10 protein-coding genes are annotated in these 15,133 nt (G+C 70.6%); 8 read left to right on the plus strand and 2 right to left on the minus strand.

The features are described from left to right. Window positions 1–507 precede the first annotated feature (507 nt). Complete coding sequence (locus AB0399_RS25895; protein ID WP_366412957.1) at window positions 508–1,218, plus strand: FadR/GntR family transcriptional regulator; 711 nt, start codon at window positions 508–510, stop codon at window positions 1,216–1,218. A gap of 163 nt (window positions 1,219–1,381) precedes the next feature. Further along, entirely contained in the window at window positions 1,382–2,161 is a 780-nt protein-coding gene (locus tag AB0399_RS25900) for an IclR family transcriptional regulator (protein WP_329361875.1), read from the plus strand. Window positions 2,162–2,222: 61 nt separating this feature from the next. On the opposite strand, the gene AB0399_RS25905 is transcribed toward AB0399_RS25900, so the two are convergent. Further along, window positions 2,223–4,505 (minus strand): FAD-dependent oxidoreductase, encoded by a 2,283-nt coding sequence (locus tag AB0399_RS25905; protein WP_366412958.1) that lies wholly within the window; start codon window positions 4,503–4,505, stop codon window positions 2,223–2,225. A gap of 555 nt (window positions 4,506–5,060) precedes the next feature. Between AB0399_RS25905 and AB0399_RS25910 the strand changes: the two genes are divergently transcribed. The 4 genes from AB0399_RS25910 to AB0399_RS25925 all read left to right on the plus strand — a co-directional run bounded on the left by AB0399_RS25910 (window position 5,061) and on the right by AB0399_RS25925 (window position 9,520). Continuing rightward, window positions 5,061–5,996, plus strand: a complete 936-nt coding sequence (locus AB0399_RS25910) for a sugar ABC transporter permease (RefSeq protein WP_366412959.1) — start codon at window positions 5,061–5,063, stop codon at window positions 5,994–5,996. Continuing rightward, window positions 5,993–6,910, plus strand: coding sequence for a carbohydrate ABC transporter permease (locus AB0399_RS25915; RefSeq protein ID WP_366412960.1), 918 nt, complete (start codon window positions 5,993–5,995; stop codon window positions 6,908–6,910). The genes AB0399_RS25910 and AB0399_RS25915 overlap by 4 nt, the downstream gene beginning before the upstream one ends. A gap of 25 nt (window positions 6,911–6,935) precedes the next feature. Beyond that, the gene (locus AB0399_RS25920; protein ID WP_366412961.1) at window positions 6,936–8,216 is read left to right on the plus strand and encodes an ABC transporter substrate-binding protein; all 1,281 of its coding nucleotides are present in this window, start codon (window positions 6,936–6,938) and stop codon (window positions 8,214–8,216) included. A gap of 62 nt (window positions 8,217–8,278) precedes the next feature. Then, window positions 8,279–9,520: a family 16 glycosylhydrolase gene (locus AB0399_RS25925; protein ID WP_366412962.1), complete on the plus strand. Its 1,242-nt coding sequence runs from the start codon at window positions 8,279–8,281 to the stop codon at window positions 9,518–9,520. 119 nt (window positions 9,521–9,639) lie between these two features. Here the strand turns inward: AB0399_RS25925 and AB0399_RS25930 are convergent, their stop codons facing one another. Beyond that, window positions 9,640–10,686: a LacI family DNA-binding transcriptional regulator gene (locus AB0399_RS25930; RefSeq protein ID WP_366412963.1), complete on the minus strand. Its 1,047-nt coding sequence runs from the start codon at window positions 10,684–10,686 to the stop codon at window positions 9,640–9,642. A 527-nt stretch (window positions 10,687–11,213) separates the two neighbouring features. Between AB0399_RS25930 and AB0399_RS25935 the strand changes: the two genes are divergently transcribed. Both AB0399_RS25935 and AB0399_RS25940 read left to right on the plus strand, forming a co-directional pair. Next, window positions 11,214–12,380: a glycoside hydrolase family 16 protein gene (locus AB0399_RS25935; RefSeq protein ID WP_366412964.1), complete on the plus strand. Its 1,167-nt coding sequence runs from the start codon at window positions 11,214–11,216 to the stop codon at window positions 12,378–12,380. Window positions 12,381–12,442: 62 nt separating this feature from the next. Then, window positions 12,443–14,944 (plus strand): RICIN domain-containing protein, encoded by a 2,502-nt coding sequence (locus AB0399_RS25940; protein ID WP_366412965.1) that lies wholly within the window; start codon window positions 12,443–12,445, stop codon window positions 14,942–14,944. The last annotated feature ends 189 nt before the right edge of the window (window positions 14,945–15,133 follow it).

Below are 15,133 nucleotides of genomic sequence, written 5' to 3' on the forward strand. Positions count from 1 at the left end.
GGGGGTATCCCTTTTCGCGGGCGCCGCCGGCGCCCCCGGGTGCAGGCCGTCAGCGTCGGGCCGTCAGTGTCAGACCGTCAGCGTCAGGCCGTCAGTTCACGGACCCACCGCTCGGGCCCGGTTCCCGCGGCAGGGCGATCCCGCCGGCACTGGCGAACGGCCGGCCGCCGGCCGCCGACGTGGCGGCGAGCCCCCGCCCCTGACGGCCGCGACGATGCGTCCGACCCGGCATCAGGCCAGGTCGGGCGCGTCCTGCGGCTTTGGCCGCGGTGCCGGGCACCGCCGCCCGCAATGGGCCGATACCGGCCGCGGCGAATTCCTTCCGGCCGGTCCGAGATGCCGAGTATCCAAGGGCTCATGCCTCTTTCCGTGAATGGCCGCACCGACAGCCATTCCTGGCGGCACATGGGCGCGCCTGAGCGCGGGAGAAGCCGAGCCGTCCCTCTTCTGGACATGGGATGACCTGCTAGTATCCCGGCGGGAGCAGGGGAAGGCGTGGTTCGATCGATGTCGCTGACCGACAAGGCAATCGCCCGGATAAGGGAACTCATTCGGTCCGGCGAATTGTCACCCGGTGGCAAACTGCCGCCGGAACAGCAGTTGGCGGCCGAGTTGGGCCTTTCCCGGAACCTGACGCGGGAGGCGGTCAAGGCCCTCGTCGTCGCGCGCGTCCTGGAGATCAGGCGCGGAGACGGGACCTACGTGACCAGCCTGGAACCGGCCCTGCTGCTGGAGGGCATCGGCTCCGCGGTCGAACTCCTCCGCAGCGACACGGTGCTGGAAGTGACCGAGGTGCGCAGGCTGTTCGAGCCCGCCGCGACCGGGCTGGCCGCCGGCCGGATCTCCGATGGGCAACTCCTCGACGTCAGACGGCACCTCGACGCCATGATCCGGGCGCGCGACGACGTGGAGCTTCTGAACGAGCACGACGCCGCCTTCCACCGCGCGGTGATCGCGGCCGCCGGGAACGCCACGCTGGCCAGCCTGCTGGACGGCATCTCCAGTCGTACCATCCGTTCCCGCGTGTGGCGCGGGATGGTCGACGACAACGCCGCGGGCCAGGCCGTCGCCGAACACGAGGCGATCTACGCGGCCCTGGAGACGAGGGACCCGGTCATGGCGCAGGCCGCGGCCCTGATGCACGTGAGCACGACCGAGCAGTGGCTGCGCCGCCACCTGGGTTCCGGGAGCGCCGACCGGCCCGCCACCGAGGAGTAGCCGCACAGCGGCCCCTTGGCGGGCCCGGTCGCGGCAGCCCGGGCACGCGGTCACGCGGTCACGCGGTCACGAGGGGCCGTCCTCCGATGCGACGACCGTCTTGCGTCCGGCCTCCGGATAGACTGCTTGCAGAATGTGCATGGAAGTTGCAGAGGAGACCGGAATGGCGGCAGAACAGGGGACCAACCAGAGCGTGGAGCGGGCCGCCGCCGTGCTCCGGGCCCTCGCCGAGGGACGGCCGGAGCGCCGGGTGTCCGATGTGGCCGCCGGCGCCGGGCTGGGTGCGTCCACAGCCTCGCGCCTGCTGGCCACCCTCGAACAACTCGACCTGGTGGAACGCGACCCGGTCAGCGGCCTGTACCGGCTCAGCCTGGGTACGGTGTCGCTGGCCGCCGTCGCGCTCAACGCCGACCCGGTGCACCGGGCCTCCCGCATGGTGCTGCAGGCGCTGGCCGCACGGACGGGTCTCGGCGCCAATGTCGGCATCCGGCGCGGCGGCGAACTGATGTTCCTCGCCAACTTCGAAGGCGCGCGCACACCGCGGGCCTACACGCAGGCCGGCCACACCGCGCCGCTGCACGCGACGGCGATGGGCAAGTGCCTGCTGTCCCGGATGACCGGGGCCGAGCGCCGGGACCTGCTCGGCCCCGACCTGGAAGCCCCGACCGAGCACACGATCACCTCCCACGACCGGCTCGACTCCGTGGTGGACGAGGTGCGCCGTACCGGCTACGCCACCGAGGCCGAGGAACGCGCCCTCGGCCGCGCCTCGGTGGCCGCACCCGTCAGGGACGCCGCGGACCAGGTGGTGGCGGCCGTCTCGCTGTGGGGCCCGGCCTCGCTGCTCGCCGAGGAGAACGAGGGAGCCGGCCGGAGCGGTGACCTGACCCGCCAGGTCATCGAGGCGGCCGACGCGGTCAGCCAGGCGCTCGGCGCACACTGACCCGGCCGGTCCGGCAGGTCCCGTCACTTCTGGCAGGTCCCGTCACTCCTGGCGGCTCCGGTCAGTCCCGGTAGGCCCGGACCGCGAACAGGTGCGCGCGGGGCGCGCCGTGCGTGGCGTCCACCACCACGCGCAGGGCGGTCGTCCGCAGCGGATCGTCGGTGAAGCGGTGCACCCGGTGGCGGCGGCGGTTGCCCTCGACGACGGCCGCGATCCGCCACCCTCCGTCGGCGGTGCGGGCCAGCAGGCGGTAGTCGCGCACCAGTTCCGGCATCACCTCGAACGGGGTGCGGTGCCGGTGCAGGTTGTTGAGGTACTCGTCCACGTCGTCGTCCCACACCAGGTGGACCGTCCGCAGCTCCTGCTCGCCGTCCCATTCGAGCTGGAGGTGCTCGCTGCCGCGGCCCGACCCGGCAGTGGTCTGCGAGACCCACATCTGGGGTCCGCCGTAGGGCCGTTGGTAGCCGCCGACCGCCTTCGTGGGCGCGAAGGCGGAGGTTTCGGGGGAGACCCGGAAGCAGAACGAGCGCCGGCGCAACTCGCGGGCGGACCACTCCACGAGCGGCTGGCCGCCCTCCTCGGGTATGTCGTGATCGACGGCGGCGTCACCGTCCGCCTTGCGGCGCAGGGCGAGCACCCCCTCGGTCCGGTCCGGCGCCAGGTACAAGGCGACACCCGGGGCCGCGCGCACCACGAGGACCACGTTCGCGGGCGACGCCGGGCGGTAGGGGAGAGGCGCCGTCACCCAGCCGGGGCCGCCTGGCGGCACCGCCACCCGGGTGCCGGCCAGGCGCTCCAGCGGGACCCCGTTCTCCGGCAGGAGGGTGCCCCACAACTCCACGGTCAGGTCGGCGCCGTCGCCGGCGGACACCAGGAGGTCGACCGACTCCAGCGCCGGATCGACGGGCAGCAGGATGCCGATGTCACGCTCCAGGGCGAACGGTTCGCAGCCGCCGCCGGGCGCGGGCTCGGCCGCCAGCCGGCGAAGGTGCGAGGACGCGGTGACCCGGGTGGCCGTACGGGCGAGGTCCGCGGGGTCGGTGTTGGCGACGCCCATGACCGACGCGTCCTGGCGCAGCAGCACCTGGCCCACCAGGTCCGCGTGCTCGGTCGCCAGGGTGCGCGGGCTCAGCTTCTCCGCGACGCACAGGGCCGCCGCCGTACCCGCCGCCTCGCCCAGCGTCGCGCAGGTGGCCATGACGCGGGTGGCGCCGAACGCGATGTGCGTGGCGGAGATGTTCCGGCCGGCGAAGAACAGGTTGCCGACGTTCGCCGAGTACAGGCAGCGCAGCGGGATGTGGAAGACCCCGTTCGCGTACCGCTGCCGGGCGCCGGGCCCCTCCGCGTACATCCCCTGCACCGGGTGGAGGTCCACCGACCAGCCGCCGAAGGCGATCCGGTCGGCGAACTGCCGCTGCTCCAGGATGTCCTGCTGGGTCAGCACGTGGTCACCGGCGAAGCGGCGGTACTCCCTCTTGCCGGGCACGCTGCCCGCCCACTCCAGGACGAGGTCGTCGGCGTCGAACTCGCCGGAGTTCTTGATGTGGTCCCAGATGCCGGCGATGACGGCGGACAACTCGTCGCGGATGCGCTCGTTGTCGTGGACGGTGTCCAGTTCCCCGCCCCACTCGACCCACCAGTAGTCGCAGCCGTTGTCACCGGTGCGCAGCACGCGGTTGCGCAGGATGGGGGTCGTCGCCAGGTCCTTGGCGTAGCTCGGGGGCACGAACTTCACCGGCCGGTCGGCCTTCTTGGTGTAGAAGAGTAGCGTGGAGCCGAGCAGTGCCCCGTCGGCCTCCTCGGGGGCCCACGGCTCACCGAATTCGCGGCGTGCCTCCCGCCCCAACCGGTACCGGGCGCCGGCGAGATGGCCCACCAGACCGTCGCCCGTGCAGTCCAGGAACTGCTCGCCGGTGAAGGTGAGGACGCGCTCGGAGCCCATCATCCAGCCGGTGACCGAGCGAACGGCGCGGGCGTCCTCGGGGCCGTCCGCCTCGACCTCGCGTACGTCCGTGTTGAGGTAGAGGTCGATCAGCGGCTCGGCACGGACCGCGTCCAGGACGACCTGGTCCCAGTAGTACGGATTGCCCTCGGGATTGCGGAACTGGTTCTCCGTGTACAGCTCGCCCATGATGCCGCTCTCCCGGGCGAACCGCTGTACCCCGTGAGCCGTCGCGCCGCAGACCCACACCCGGACCTCGCTGCTGCTGTTGCCCCCCAGCACGGGCCGGTTGTGGACCAGTGCCACCCGCGAGCCCAGCCGGGCGGCGGCGATCGCGCCGCACACGCCGGCGAGTCCGCCGCCGATCACGACGATGTCGTGGTGGTGGTGTTCGTGCCGCATGGTGCTGTGCTCCCTCACGTCGGCGGCGCGCCCACTGTCACCATCACTGCAACTGGCATCCATATAACGCGCTCGATGTGCACAGTATGCATCCAAGCGAACGGTCTCCGGTAGTGGGTGCGTGCGATGCCGGTCAGGTCGTCGGCGCCCGTGTCTCGTCCCGGTCGTATCGCCGTACGCCGGCGGGGCATCGGGGTCGGCACCGGGCCGCGAGGCGGGCGAGCCATGGGATGAATCCACCGGCACCCGCCCTTCGTTCGGCACGTGGGCAGGGGAAGCCCTCTACGCGCGGCCGGAGAAAGACGACTTAACGGGATGTTGTGACCAATCCGCGAGAACCCTCTTGCCGAGAAGCGGATTTGGACATGGGATGTCACCGGCGGCGGCTGCTGGGTCAGGTGGACGCGTTGCACGCGGAAACCCCTCATGTGCATGCGACATGCAGAAGCGGAGGGATTTTGCTGTCGGATTGGTTGACAGCGTCCGTCGGCGGCACCTAGCGTCCTGGCCGTTCCGGATATTCGCAGATTGCGACATGTACCCAAGAGAGGTCCTATGTCGGACCAGACCGTTCTCGAACCGGGCGGCACACGGCCGGCCGGAGCCGCGTCGTCGCGCGGCCTACGCGGCGACTTCGGCTTCGTCGCCCTGCTCGTCCTGCCGGGACTCGCCCTGTTCCTCGCCATCGTGGCCTACCCGCTCGTCGCGTCCATCGTGAGCGGCTTCTTCCGGCAGAGCCTCGTCACCCCGGGGCGCAGCTTCGTCGGACTGCGCAACTTCCGTGCCGTGCTGGACGGGGACTTCTGGCCGGCGCTGGAACGCACGGTGGTCTTCACCGCAGGCACCACCGCGCTGTCCTTCGTCCTCGGACTGGGCCTGGCACTCGCCCTCAACACCGGTATCCGGGGGCGAGCGGTGCTGCGCGGGGTCTTCCTCCTGCCCTGGGTCATGCCGAGCGTCGTCGTCTCGTTCCTGTGGCTGTGGATCTTCAACGCCAACTACGGCGTCCTCAACGGCGTCCTGCTCGACCTGCACCTCATCGACCACAGCGTCGCCTGGCTCGCCCGGCCCGGCACCGCCATGATCGCGGTCATCGTCGCCAAGAGCTGGGCCAGCTTCCCCTGGATGATGGTCATGCTGCTCGCCGGGCTGCAGACCGTGCCCGGCGAACTGTACGAGGCGGCGGCCATGGACGGCGCGGGAGCCGTACGGCGCTTCTTCTCCCTCACGGTGCCGCACCTGCGCCCGATCGCGGGCATCGTGCTGCTGCTGGAGTTCATCTGGAACTTCCAGCACTTCGACACCATTTACGTGCTCACCGGCGGCGGACCCGCCAAGGCCACCACCACGCTGGCCGTGGATCTCTACCAGACCGCGTTCACCGGCTTCGACGTCGGACGGGCCGGGGCGCTGGGCGCGCTGTGGATGGTCATCCTGCTGGTGCTGACCGCGGGATACGTGTGGCTGAGCGAGCGAGGAGCATCGCGATGACCGTGGCCTTCAGCCGTGCGGCGACCGAAACACGCGAGGTGGCCGGCGAGGAGCCCGGCGCCCGGCGCCGTCGACGCGGAGGTCGCGCCGACCTCCGACGCCAGCGCGTGGCGGCATGGGCGGCCGTCGCCGTCATCGGCTGCTTCGGGCTGCTGCCCGTCTACTGGTTCGTCGTGACGGCGATCACGCCCGACGGAGCCGTCTTCAGGTTCCCGCCGCGGCTGTTCCCGACATCGGTGACGTTCAGTCACTTCACCAGTCTGGGTCACAACGCGCAGCTGCTGCGGTATCTGCTCAACAGCGCGATCGTGTCCCTCAGCACCGCGGTGCTCAGCGTCATCGTGGCCGCCTACATGGCCTACGCGTTCTCGAAGTTCCGCTTCCGCGGCCGGTCGACGCTGATGTACACGATCCTCGCGTCCCAGATGTTCCCGCAGGCACTGCTGCTGGTGACGCTGTACGCACTCTTCAACGCCTACCACCTTCTCAACACCTATTTCGCGCTGATCCTGTCGTTCTCCACGTTCACGCTGCCGCTCTGCGTGTGGATGCTCAAGGGCTTCTTCGACGGCATCCCGGACTCCCTCATCGAGTCGGCGCGGATCGACGGGGCCTCGCGCTGGCGGACGCTGCACTCGGTGGTCCTGCCGCTGACCCGACCGGGTCTGATCGCGGCCGGACTGTTCGCGTTCGTCCGCGGCTGGAACGACTTCATCTTCGCGCTCACCTTGTCAGGACCCAGGACACAGACCCTGCCACCGGGCCTGGTCAACACCTACATCGGCGAATTCCAGACCTCCTGGGCCGATCTGATGGCGGCTTCGCTCGCGGTGTCCGTCCCGGTCGTCGTGGCCTTCGCCTTCCTGCAGCGCTACCTGGTCGCCGGACTCACCTCCGGCGCCGTCAAAGGCTGAAAAGAATCCTGATCGGAGAACCACCATGGGCACCGAAACCCTACTCACCCGACGGTCGCTGCTCGGCCTGATCGGGTCGGCGACCGGGGCGGCCCTCGTGGGCGCCTGCGCGCCCAGCAGCAGCGGGAGCACCCACGGCGACGCACAGGCCACCGGCTTCGGCTTCACCGGCTGGTCGCTGAACGAGGCGTCGTCGAAGGACGCCCTCAACTCCCTGCTCGCCACGTGGGCCGGCAACAACCACGTGAAGCTCAGAAAGACGGCGTTCCCCTACGACAACTACCTGAGCCAGTTCACACTCCAGGCGCGCGGCGGCGAGTTGAGCGGCGCGGCGCAGATGGACATCGCCTGGCTCGGCCAGGCCGCGGCCCTCGGCAGACTCGTGGACCTGGGCACCCCCGCCGCCCAGGGCGGCTACACCCCGGCCGCGCTGACCAGCGGCAAGGCCGACGGCGTGCAGTACGGACTGCCGTGGACCACTGCCTCGATCGGCCTGATCGCGAACCAGGACATGCTCGACCAGGTCGGTGCCAAGGCGCTGCCGGCCACGATCGACGACTTCGAAGCCCTGCTCACCGAACTCAAGGCGACCGGTGTCACGCCGTACGCCGGCTCGACCAAGGTCACGCAGCTGAAGGACATCGAGCCGTGGATCTGGACCTTCGGCGGCAGCATCATCGCCGACGGCAAGGTGACCCTCGGCGACGACGGCAGCGTCGAAGCAGTGACCTGGTACAAGAAGCTCTACGACAAGAAGCTCATCGCGCCGGACGTCGACCGCTTCGACGCACGCGCGCTGTTCGCACAGAAGAAGGCCGCGATCTACGACGACGCGATCAGCGGCCGTGGAGCCGTCGCCGCGGCCTCCAGCGACAAGGAACTGGCGAAGAAGCTGACCCCCGTTCCGCGGCCGGTCGTGCACGCGGGGGACACCCCGCAGGCCATGCTCTGGGGCCACGTCCTGGTGGTGTTCAAGGGCACGGGCTCGGACAGGGCCACACAGCTTGCCTCATGGCTGACCACTGACCAGGCCGCCCTCACCACCTGGTTCGAGAAGACGTCGTACCCGCCGGCCACCACCGCCGGACTTGCTCGGCCCGATGTCGCCAAGGACACCTACACCTCCCGGTGGTCGTCCCTGATCACCAAGACGGCGCGCCCCGGGCCGTTCTGGGGCTATCCGAAGGGCGCGCAGATGGACACCGCGCTCGCGACCCAGGTCCAGGCGGCGCTCACCGGGCAGGCCAGCCCGAAGCACGCCATGCAGCAAGCCGCGTCCGACATCAAGGCACTCATGAGCTCCTGATCGAGATTCATGAGGTTCGGCACCTGGAATCCCCTCCACCCTCCCAGAAGGGACCTTTTCCCATGTCCACCAGCACACGCTCCCCCAAGTGGCGCGCCGTGGTGCGCAGACCGAGCAGGATGCTCCCGCTCCTCGCGGGGTTCGGGCTGCTCGCGCTCACCGGCACGGCGGTCGCGTCGGCGGCCCCGTCGGACGCCGCCCACCCGGCCCTCCAGCACGGTGCTGCCGCCCTGCCCGTGGGCGGCGGCTACACCCTCGCCTTCGACGACGAGTTCAACGGGACATCGGTCGACACCTCGAAGTGGAACTACCGCACCGACCAGAAGGCGAAGAGCGCGCAACTGCCGGAAAACGTCACCGAGGGCGACGGCCACCTGCGGATCAACGTCAAGAAGCAGACGGTCGGGGACTTCGCCTACACCGGCGGGGGAGTGGTCAGCAAGCAGAAACTCCGGTACGGCTACTACGAGGTGCGCGCGCGTACGACGGCCGGCGCGGGCTGGCACAGCGCGTTCTGGGCCCAGGCCGGTGACGGCAGCGACACCTACAACGCCGACCGGCGCACCGAGATCGACGGCTTCGAAGTGGACTCCTCGACGCCGAGCACGATCCGGCACAACATCATCCCGTGGTTTCCGGCGGTCTCCGGATACAACCCGACCAGCAACAACTACACCCTGCCGTTCGACACCTCCGCCGCCTGGCACACCTACGGCTTCGAGTGGACCGAGCAGCACGTCGCGTTCTACGTGGACGGCAAGCTCGCCTACGAGGCCCCGTACCCGGCATCCATCGACACCCATGATCCGCTCAACATCTGGCTGACCGACATCGCCACCCAGACCGTCGACGACTCGGCGCTGCCCGGCCACTGCGACTTCGACTACGTGCGCTACTACCAGCGCGACTACTACGTCGACAACGCCACCGCGACCGGGTACAGCGAGACGGGGTCCTGGGCCGACAGCAACCAGACCGGCTACACCGCGGGCACCAGGAGCCGCTACGCGACGCGGCCCGGCGCGACCGCGACCTGGCGGCCGGACCTGCTGTCCTCGGGGAAGTACCACGTGTACCTCTACAAGGAGGCCAGCCAGACAGCGGCCGACCCGGACCAGACGGTCGAGGTGGGCGACGGGCACCGGGTGCACCGCAGCGTCGTCAACGGGACCATCGGTGCCACCGGCTGGCTGGACCTGGGCACTTACCAGTTCGGCCGCGGTACGTCCGGATACGTCAAGCTCACCGGCAGCGCGGCGTACTCGCGCGCCAACGCGGTGAAGTTCGTCCGGCAGGTGCCGTGATGGCGAGGTCCCGGGTCCGATCCCCGAAGACGCCGCCGCCGTTGGCCGGTGGCATGCGCCGCGGACCGGTGCAGATCGGGCTGGACCTGATGGCCTGACCGGCGGCCACCCGCCCGCTGTCAGCGCGCGGGTGGCGGCCCGCTGCTCCTGCGGACGACGAGTTCGGACTGCACGGTGGAGCGCGCCCACGGGCGCGGCGCGCTCTCCAACTGGTCGAGCATGAGGGCAAGGCACCGACGGCCGATCTCGGCGAAGTCGTGCCGCACCGTGGACAGCGGCGGGATCGTGTGCGAGGACTCGGGGATGTCGTCCGTGCCGACCACACTGACCTGCTCGGGGACCGGGCGGCCGGCTTCGTGCATCGCGCGCAGCACCCCCATGGCCATCTGGTCGTTGGCGGCGAAGACGGCGGTGACGTCGGGGTCCGCGGCCAACTCCCGGCCCAGGACGTATCCCGAGGTGGCGCTCCAGTCGCCGACCAGGACACGCGGTTCCGGTGCTCCCGCGGCACGCAGGGCCGATCGCCAGCCGGCGGCCCGCCCCTCGGCCGCGATCGAGTCCGGCGGGCCGGCGATGTGCCGCACGGTCCGGTGGCCGAGGTGCAGCAGGTAGTCGACGGCCTGCCGGGCGACCTGCTCCTCGTCCACCGTGACGACGGGCACGGACTCGTCGAAGCTCATGTCGAGCATGACCAGCGGCACCTTGTGCGAGGCGTCGGCGAGCGCGCGGGCCACCGGCGTCCGGGACGCGATCACGATGATCCCGTCCACGGACTGGCCGATGAGCCTCAGCACGGCGTCGGTGACCGCGGCACGGGTCAGCGCGCTGAGCGGGATCGCCGTCACGAAGTACCCGCGGTCGCGGGCCGCTCCGCTGATCGCGTGCAGGGTTGCCGCAGGACCGTAGCTGACGGCGTCGGACGTGATCACCCCGAGCGTGCGGGTGCGGCCGGTGGTCAGGGCGCGTGCCGAGTGGTTGGGCTGGTAGCCCAGTTCGGCGGCCGCGGCGAGCACCTTCTGGCGGGTCTCGGGCCTGACGTTCGAACTGTTGTTGAAGACCCGCGACACGGTCTGTTTGGAGACCCCCGCACGTTCGGCGACGTCCACCATGATGGCGCCGCTGCGTCCGGTCCCGGCGCCTTCGTCGGCTGCGGACACCCCCCGCATCGCTGTCCTCCTCGCGTTCCCGGGCACTGGGCGTGCCCCTTGTCGACATGTTACCGGGACCATGTGCATGGTCAATCGAGCCGCTTCCGACCGGCCGCGGAAGGGGTCCTCGGATGTGCGGAAAAGCGCACAAAATGGTGCCGCGCCGGGAGGGTTCGTCCGAGCGGACCGTCGCCGGACGGCGGCCGCTCCGTGTCATTCGGATGACGACGATGTTGCGCAGACATCTTGACTGCGGTGATTGTTCCCGGGAACACTCGGCCGCAAGCCGGTCAGGAGCCGCAGCTTCCGCACCTCCCTTCCGCGTGTCCGGCCTCCCTCCTCATGGCCTCCCCATGACCCTCGACGCGACGTCCCGAGGGCCCCCTTCCCCTCTTCGCCCGGCCGTATCGAGCCGGTGTTCCCGAAAGGCAGGACCCCATGTCCAGGAGTCTTCCCGCCCCTCCCGGAGCTCCCGTCCGGCGCTGTCCGAACGGCTCGGACCTCCCACCTCACGGCCGGCGCTCTCTCCGTGACGGGAGACAGCCGTGAGCGCGTCCGCCTTCCGCCCGCGCGCGGTCCTGGCCGTGCTCGCCCTGCTCGCGGCACTGTCGGCCGCGGGCCTGGCACGGCCCGCCGCGGTCCACGCGGCTGCTCCGACCCCGCAGTACGCCCTGACCTTCGACGACGAGTTCAACGGCACCGCGGTCGACACGTCGGTGTGGAACCACCGCACGGACGTCCGCGGGAACAGCGCGCAGCGCGCGGAGAACGTCTCGGAGTCCGGCGGCGCGATGCACATCGCGCTCAAGGCCGAGAGCTACAACGGCAAGTCGTTCACCGGCGGCGGTCTGGTGAGCAAGGCGAAGTTCCGCTACGGCTACTACGAGACCCGGATGAGGCTCAACACCGGGCCCGGCTGGCACAGCGCCTTCTGGTCCACCTGCGGCGCGGGACATGACATCTTCTCCGACTGCAAGCCGCGTCCCAGTGAGATCGACGGCTTCGAGATCGACTCCGCGAGCCCGCGCGACATCCGGATGAACGCCTACGGCACCACCACGTCCACCACGGGCAACTACGACATGGGCTTCGACAGTTCGGCCGGCTGGCACACCTACGGCTACGACTACGAGGAGACCGGGGTGAGCCAGTACATCGACGGCGTGCTGACCAGGACCATCCCGTTCAGCGCCGCCGACAACGTCCAGGACTGGGTAAATCTCTGGCTGACCACCATCGCCTTCAACAACACCCCGGACCCGGCGCAGTTGCCCGCCACCGTCGACTGGGACTACGTGCGCTACTACCAGCAGGCGTACTACGTCGACAACGACGGCCCGACCCAGACCGGCTACTCCGAGAGCGGGCCCGGCTGGGCGACCAGTTCGCTGCCCGGCTTCGCCCACTCCACCTCGCGCTACAGCTGCTCGCCGGGAACGCGGGCGTCGTGGACGTTCACCCCGACGGTCGGCGGGACGTACCGCATCGACACCTGGAACATCGTCGACCAGGCCAACCCGCCGGACATCGCGTACCGCGTCTCCCCGGCGGAGGCGGGCCCGCACACGGTCGCGGGCCGGAGCGGCACCACCGGCTGGGTGACGCTGGGCACCGACCGGTTGCCGGCGGGGACGACGCAGACGGTGACCGCCACCGGTTCCGGCACCGGCTGCCTGCGCGCCGACTCCGTGCGGTTCGTCCGCGTCGCATGACGCTCCTCGCCCCTTCCGGTACCACCCCGGGCGCGGGCCCATCCCCTCTCAGGAGAGACACCATGCACAGCACCAGAAGATCGCCGTACTGGCGCCGGGCCGGGCGGGCGGTCGCCGTGACCACCGTGGTCGCGGCAGCGGCCGCGGGCCTGACCGCCGCGCCCGCGAGCGCCGCGCCGGCGCGGGTCCGCTACGTGGCCACCACCGGCAGCGACTCCGCGGCCGGCACGGCACACGCGCCCTTCCGCACCATCCAGAAGTGCGCGGACACCGCGGCCCCCGGGGACACCTGCCTGATCGCGGGCGGCACCTACCGCGAGACGGTCACCCCGCCGCGGTCCGGGACCGCCGCCGCGCCGATCACCTTCGCGGCGGCTCCCGGGGCCGAGGTGACCGTCGACGGAACCGACCGCGTCGACGGCTGGACGCTGGACAGCGGCCACATCTACAAGGCGCCGGTGACGCTGGCCGGGAGTGCCGCGGCGCCCTACTCGTCGACCGAGTACCCGTCCGACAGCGACCTGTGGGCCAACCAGATCTTCTCCTCCGGCACGGTCGTCCCCGAGGCCGCCTATCCCGCGGCCTCCAGCGACCCCTGGGCCGACTCCTTCGTCACCTCGGGGTGGAAGTCCACCCGCTCCGGTGCCGGAGCGACCTGCTCCACACCTCCGTGCACCGCCACGCTGACCGGCACGCTCAGCTACCCCGGGTTCCCCGCGCTGGGTGACCTGACCGGGGCCACCGTCTACCTGGCCGGTGCCTGGGTCGCCAACTCGGCCACCGTGACCAGCGGAGATCTGGACGGCACGAACAAGACCCTCAGCCTCGGCTTCCCCGGCAGCGACGGCCACAACGAACCCGGTGGCAGCTCGACCGGCTTCCGCCTGGTCGGCAAGAAGTCACTGCTGACCGGCCCCGACGCCTGGTACTACGACCCGGGAGCCCACGAGCTGTACATGTGGGCGCCCGACGGCGGCGCACCTTCGGGCATCACCGCGAAGAAGCGCAACTACGGCTTCGACCTGAACGGCCGCAGCGGCATCACCGTACGCGGCATCGGCCTGTTCGCCACCTCCGTGACCACGGACGACGGCAGTTCGCACGACGTGCTGGACGGCATCACCGCCCGGTACACCTCCACCTGGCAGACCTCCCAGTACGACAGCAGCCTCCCGTACGACGGGGTCTACGACGCCAACCACCACTTCGACAGCGGCATCCTGCTGCACGGCACCGACAACGTGCTGCGCGACAGCACGCTGCAGTACTCGATGGGCAACGGCGTCTCGGTCAAGGGCACCGGCCACGTCATCACCGACAACCTCATCACCGACGTGGCCTACGGCGGCACCTACACCGCTGCGATCGCGGTGGAGGTGGGCGCCCGAGACGTCGCGATCACGCACAACACCATGCACACGACCGGACGCGACGTGATCAACATGAACACCAACGCGTACCCGAACACCGGTTACACCGACCTGCGCATCGCCTACAACGACATGTACGACTACGCCAAGGTCAACTACGACCTCGGGGCGGTCTACACCTGCTGCAACACCGCCTACACCGGCACCCGGATCGACCACAACTGGCTGCACGACCCGGCGCAGACCGGCAACGGCCTGCACTTCGACAACGGCAGCTACGACCTGAACGCCGACCACAACGTCGCCTGGAACCTGCACGGCGGCAACGGCATGTCCTTCGGCGGCTTCGTCCAGTCCGGGAAGAACCTGCCCTACCTCGAAGGGCACATCACCGACAACACCTTCGTCTCCGCCGGCGGCAAGACCATCAGCAACTACTACGCCAACCCGTCGGACGACGCCCGCACGGTGCTGCGCAACAACATCCTCGACGGCTACCGCCCCGCCGACCAGACCTACTTCTCCATTCCCGGCGGCACTCCGGACGAGAGCAACGACCTCGTCACCACTCACAGCCTGGACGGCGGCGCCCCCGATCCCCGGTACGGCGATCCCGAGCACGGGGGCTACACCCTCCAGCCCGCCTCCCCGGCGGTCGACGCCGGAGCCGTCGTGCCGGGCGTGACCGACGGCTACGCCGGAAGCGCCCCCGACCAGGGGGCCTACGAGTCGGGCCAGACCCCCTGGGTCCCCGGCTGCACCTTCACCGGGTGCGGGGACAGCGCGAACACGCCCACCGTGCTGGTCTCCCGGCGAAGCGGCAAGACCGTGGGCATCGGACGCGGCAGCGCGGTCGAGCAGCAGACCGGGAGCACCGCGGCGGGCCAGCAGTGGAAGACCGTCGCACTGGGCAACGGCCAGGTGCGCCTGGTCAACCGCGCCGACGGCACCTGCCTGGACGCCCGCGGCGGTGCGCGGGCCCGCGGGGCCGCGATCACGCGGCACCGGTGCGGATCGGGGACGGACCAGCAGTGGACCGTCAAGGACGCCGGCGGCTACGTGCGACTGGTCGCGCGGCGCAGCGGCAACTGCCTGGACGTCAAGGGCGGGTCGCGCGCGGACGGCGCCGCCCTCATCCAGTGGCCCTGCGGCACGCAGGCCGATCAGCAGTGGACGCTGCAGAACGTGTCCTGACGAGAACGCCGTGCCGGGCCGGACCCGTTCGCCCCGCCGGCACGAGCCGCGAGGTCCCCGCCGCCGGCGGGGGCCTCGTCGTCATGGCCGCCGGACCACCGCGCCGCCGGACCACCGCGCCGCCGTGCCGCCGGCGGCCGGGTGGAGCGGCCCGCCCTCCGCCGTCCGTCCGGCCGGCATCCGGCAGAG

The sequence above is a fragment of the Streptomyces sp. NPDC088194 genome (assembly GCF_040702025.1).
Taxonomy (GTDB): Bacteria; Actinomycetota; Actinomycetes; order Streptomycetales; family Streptomycetaceae; genus Actinacidiphila.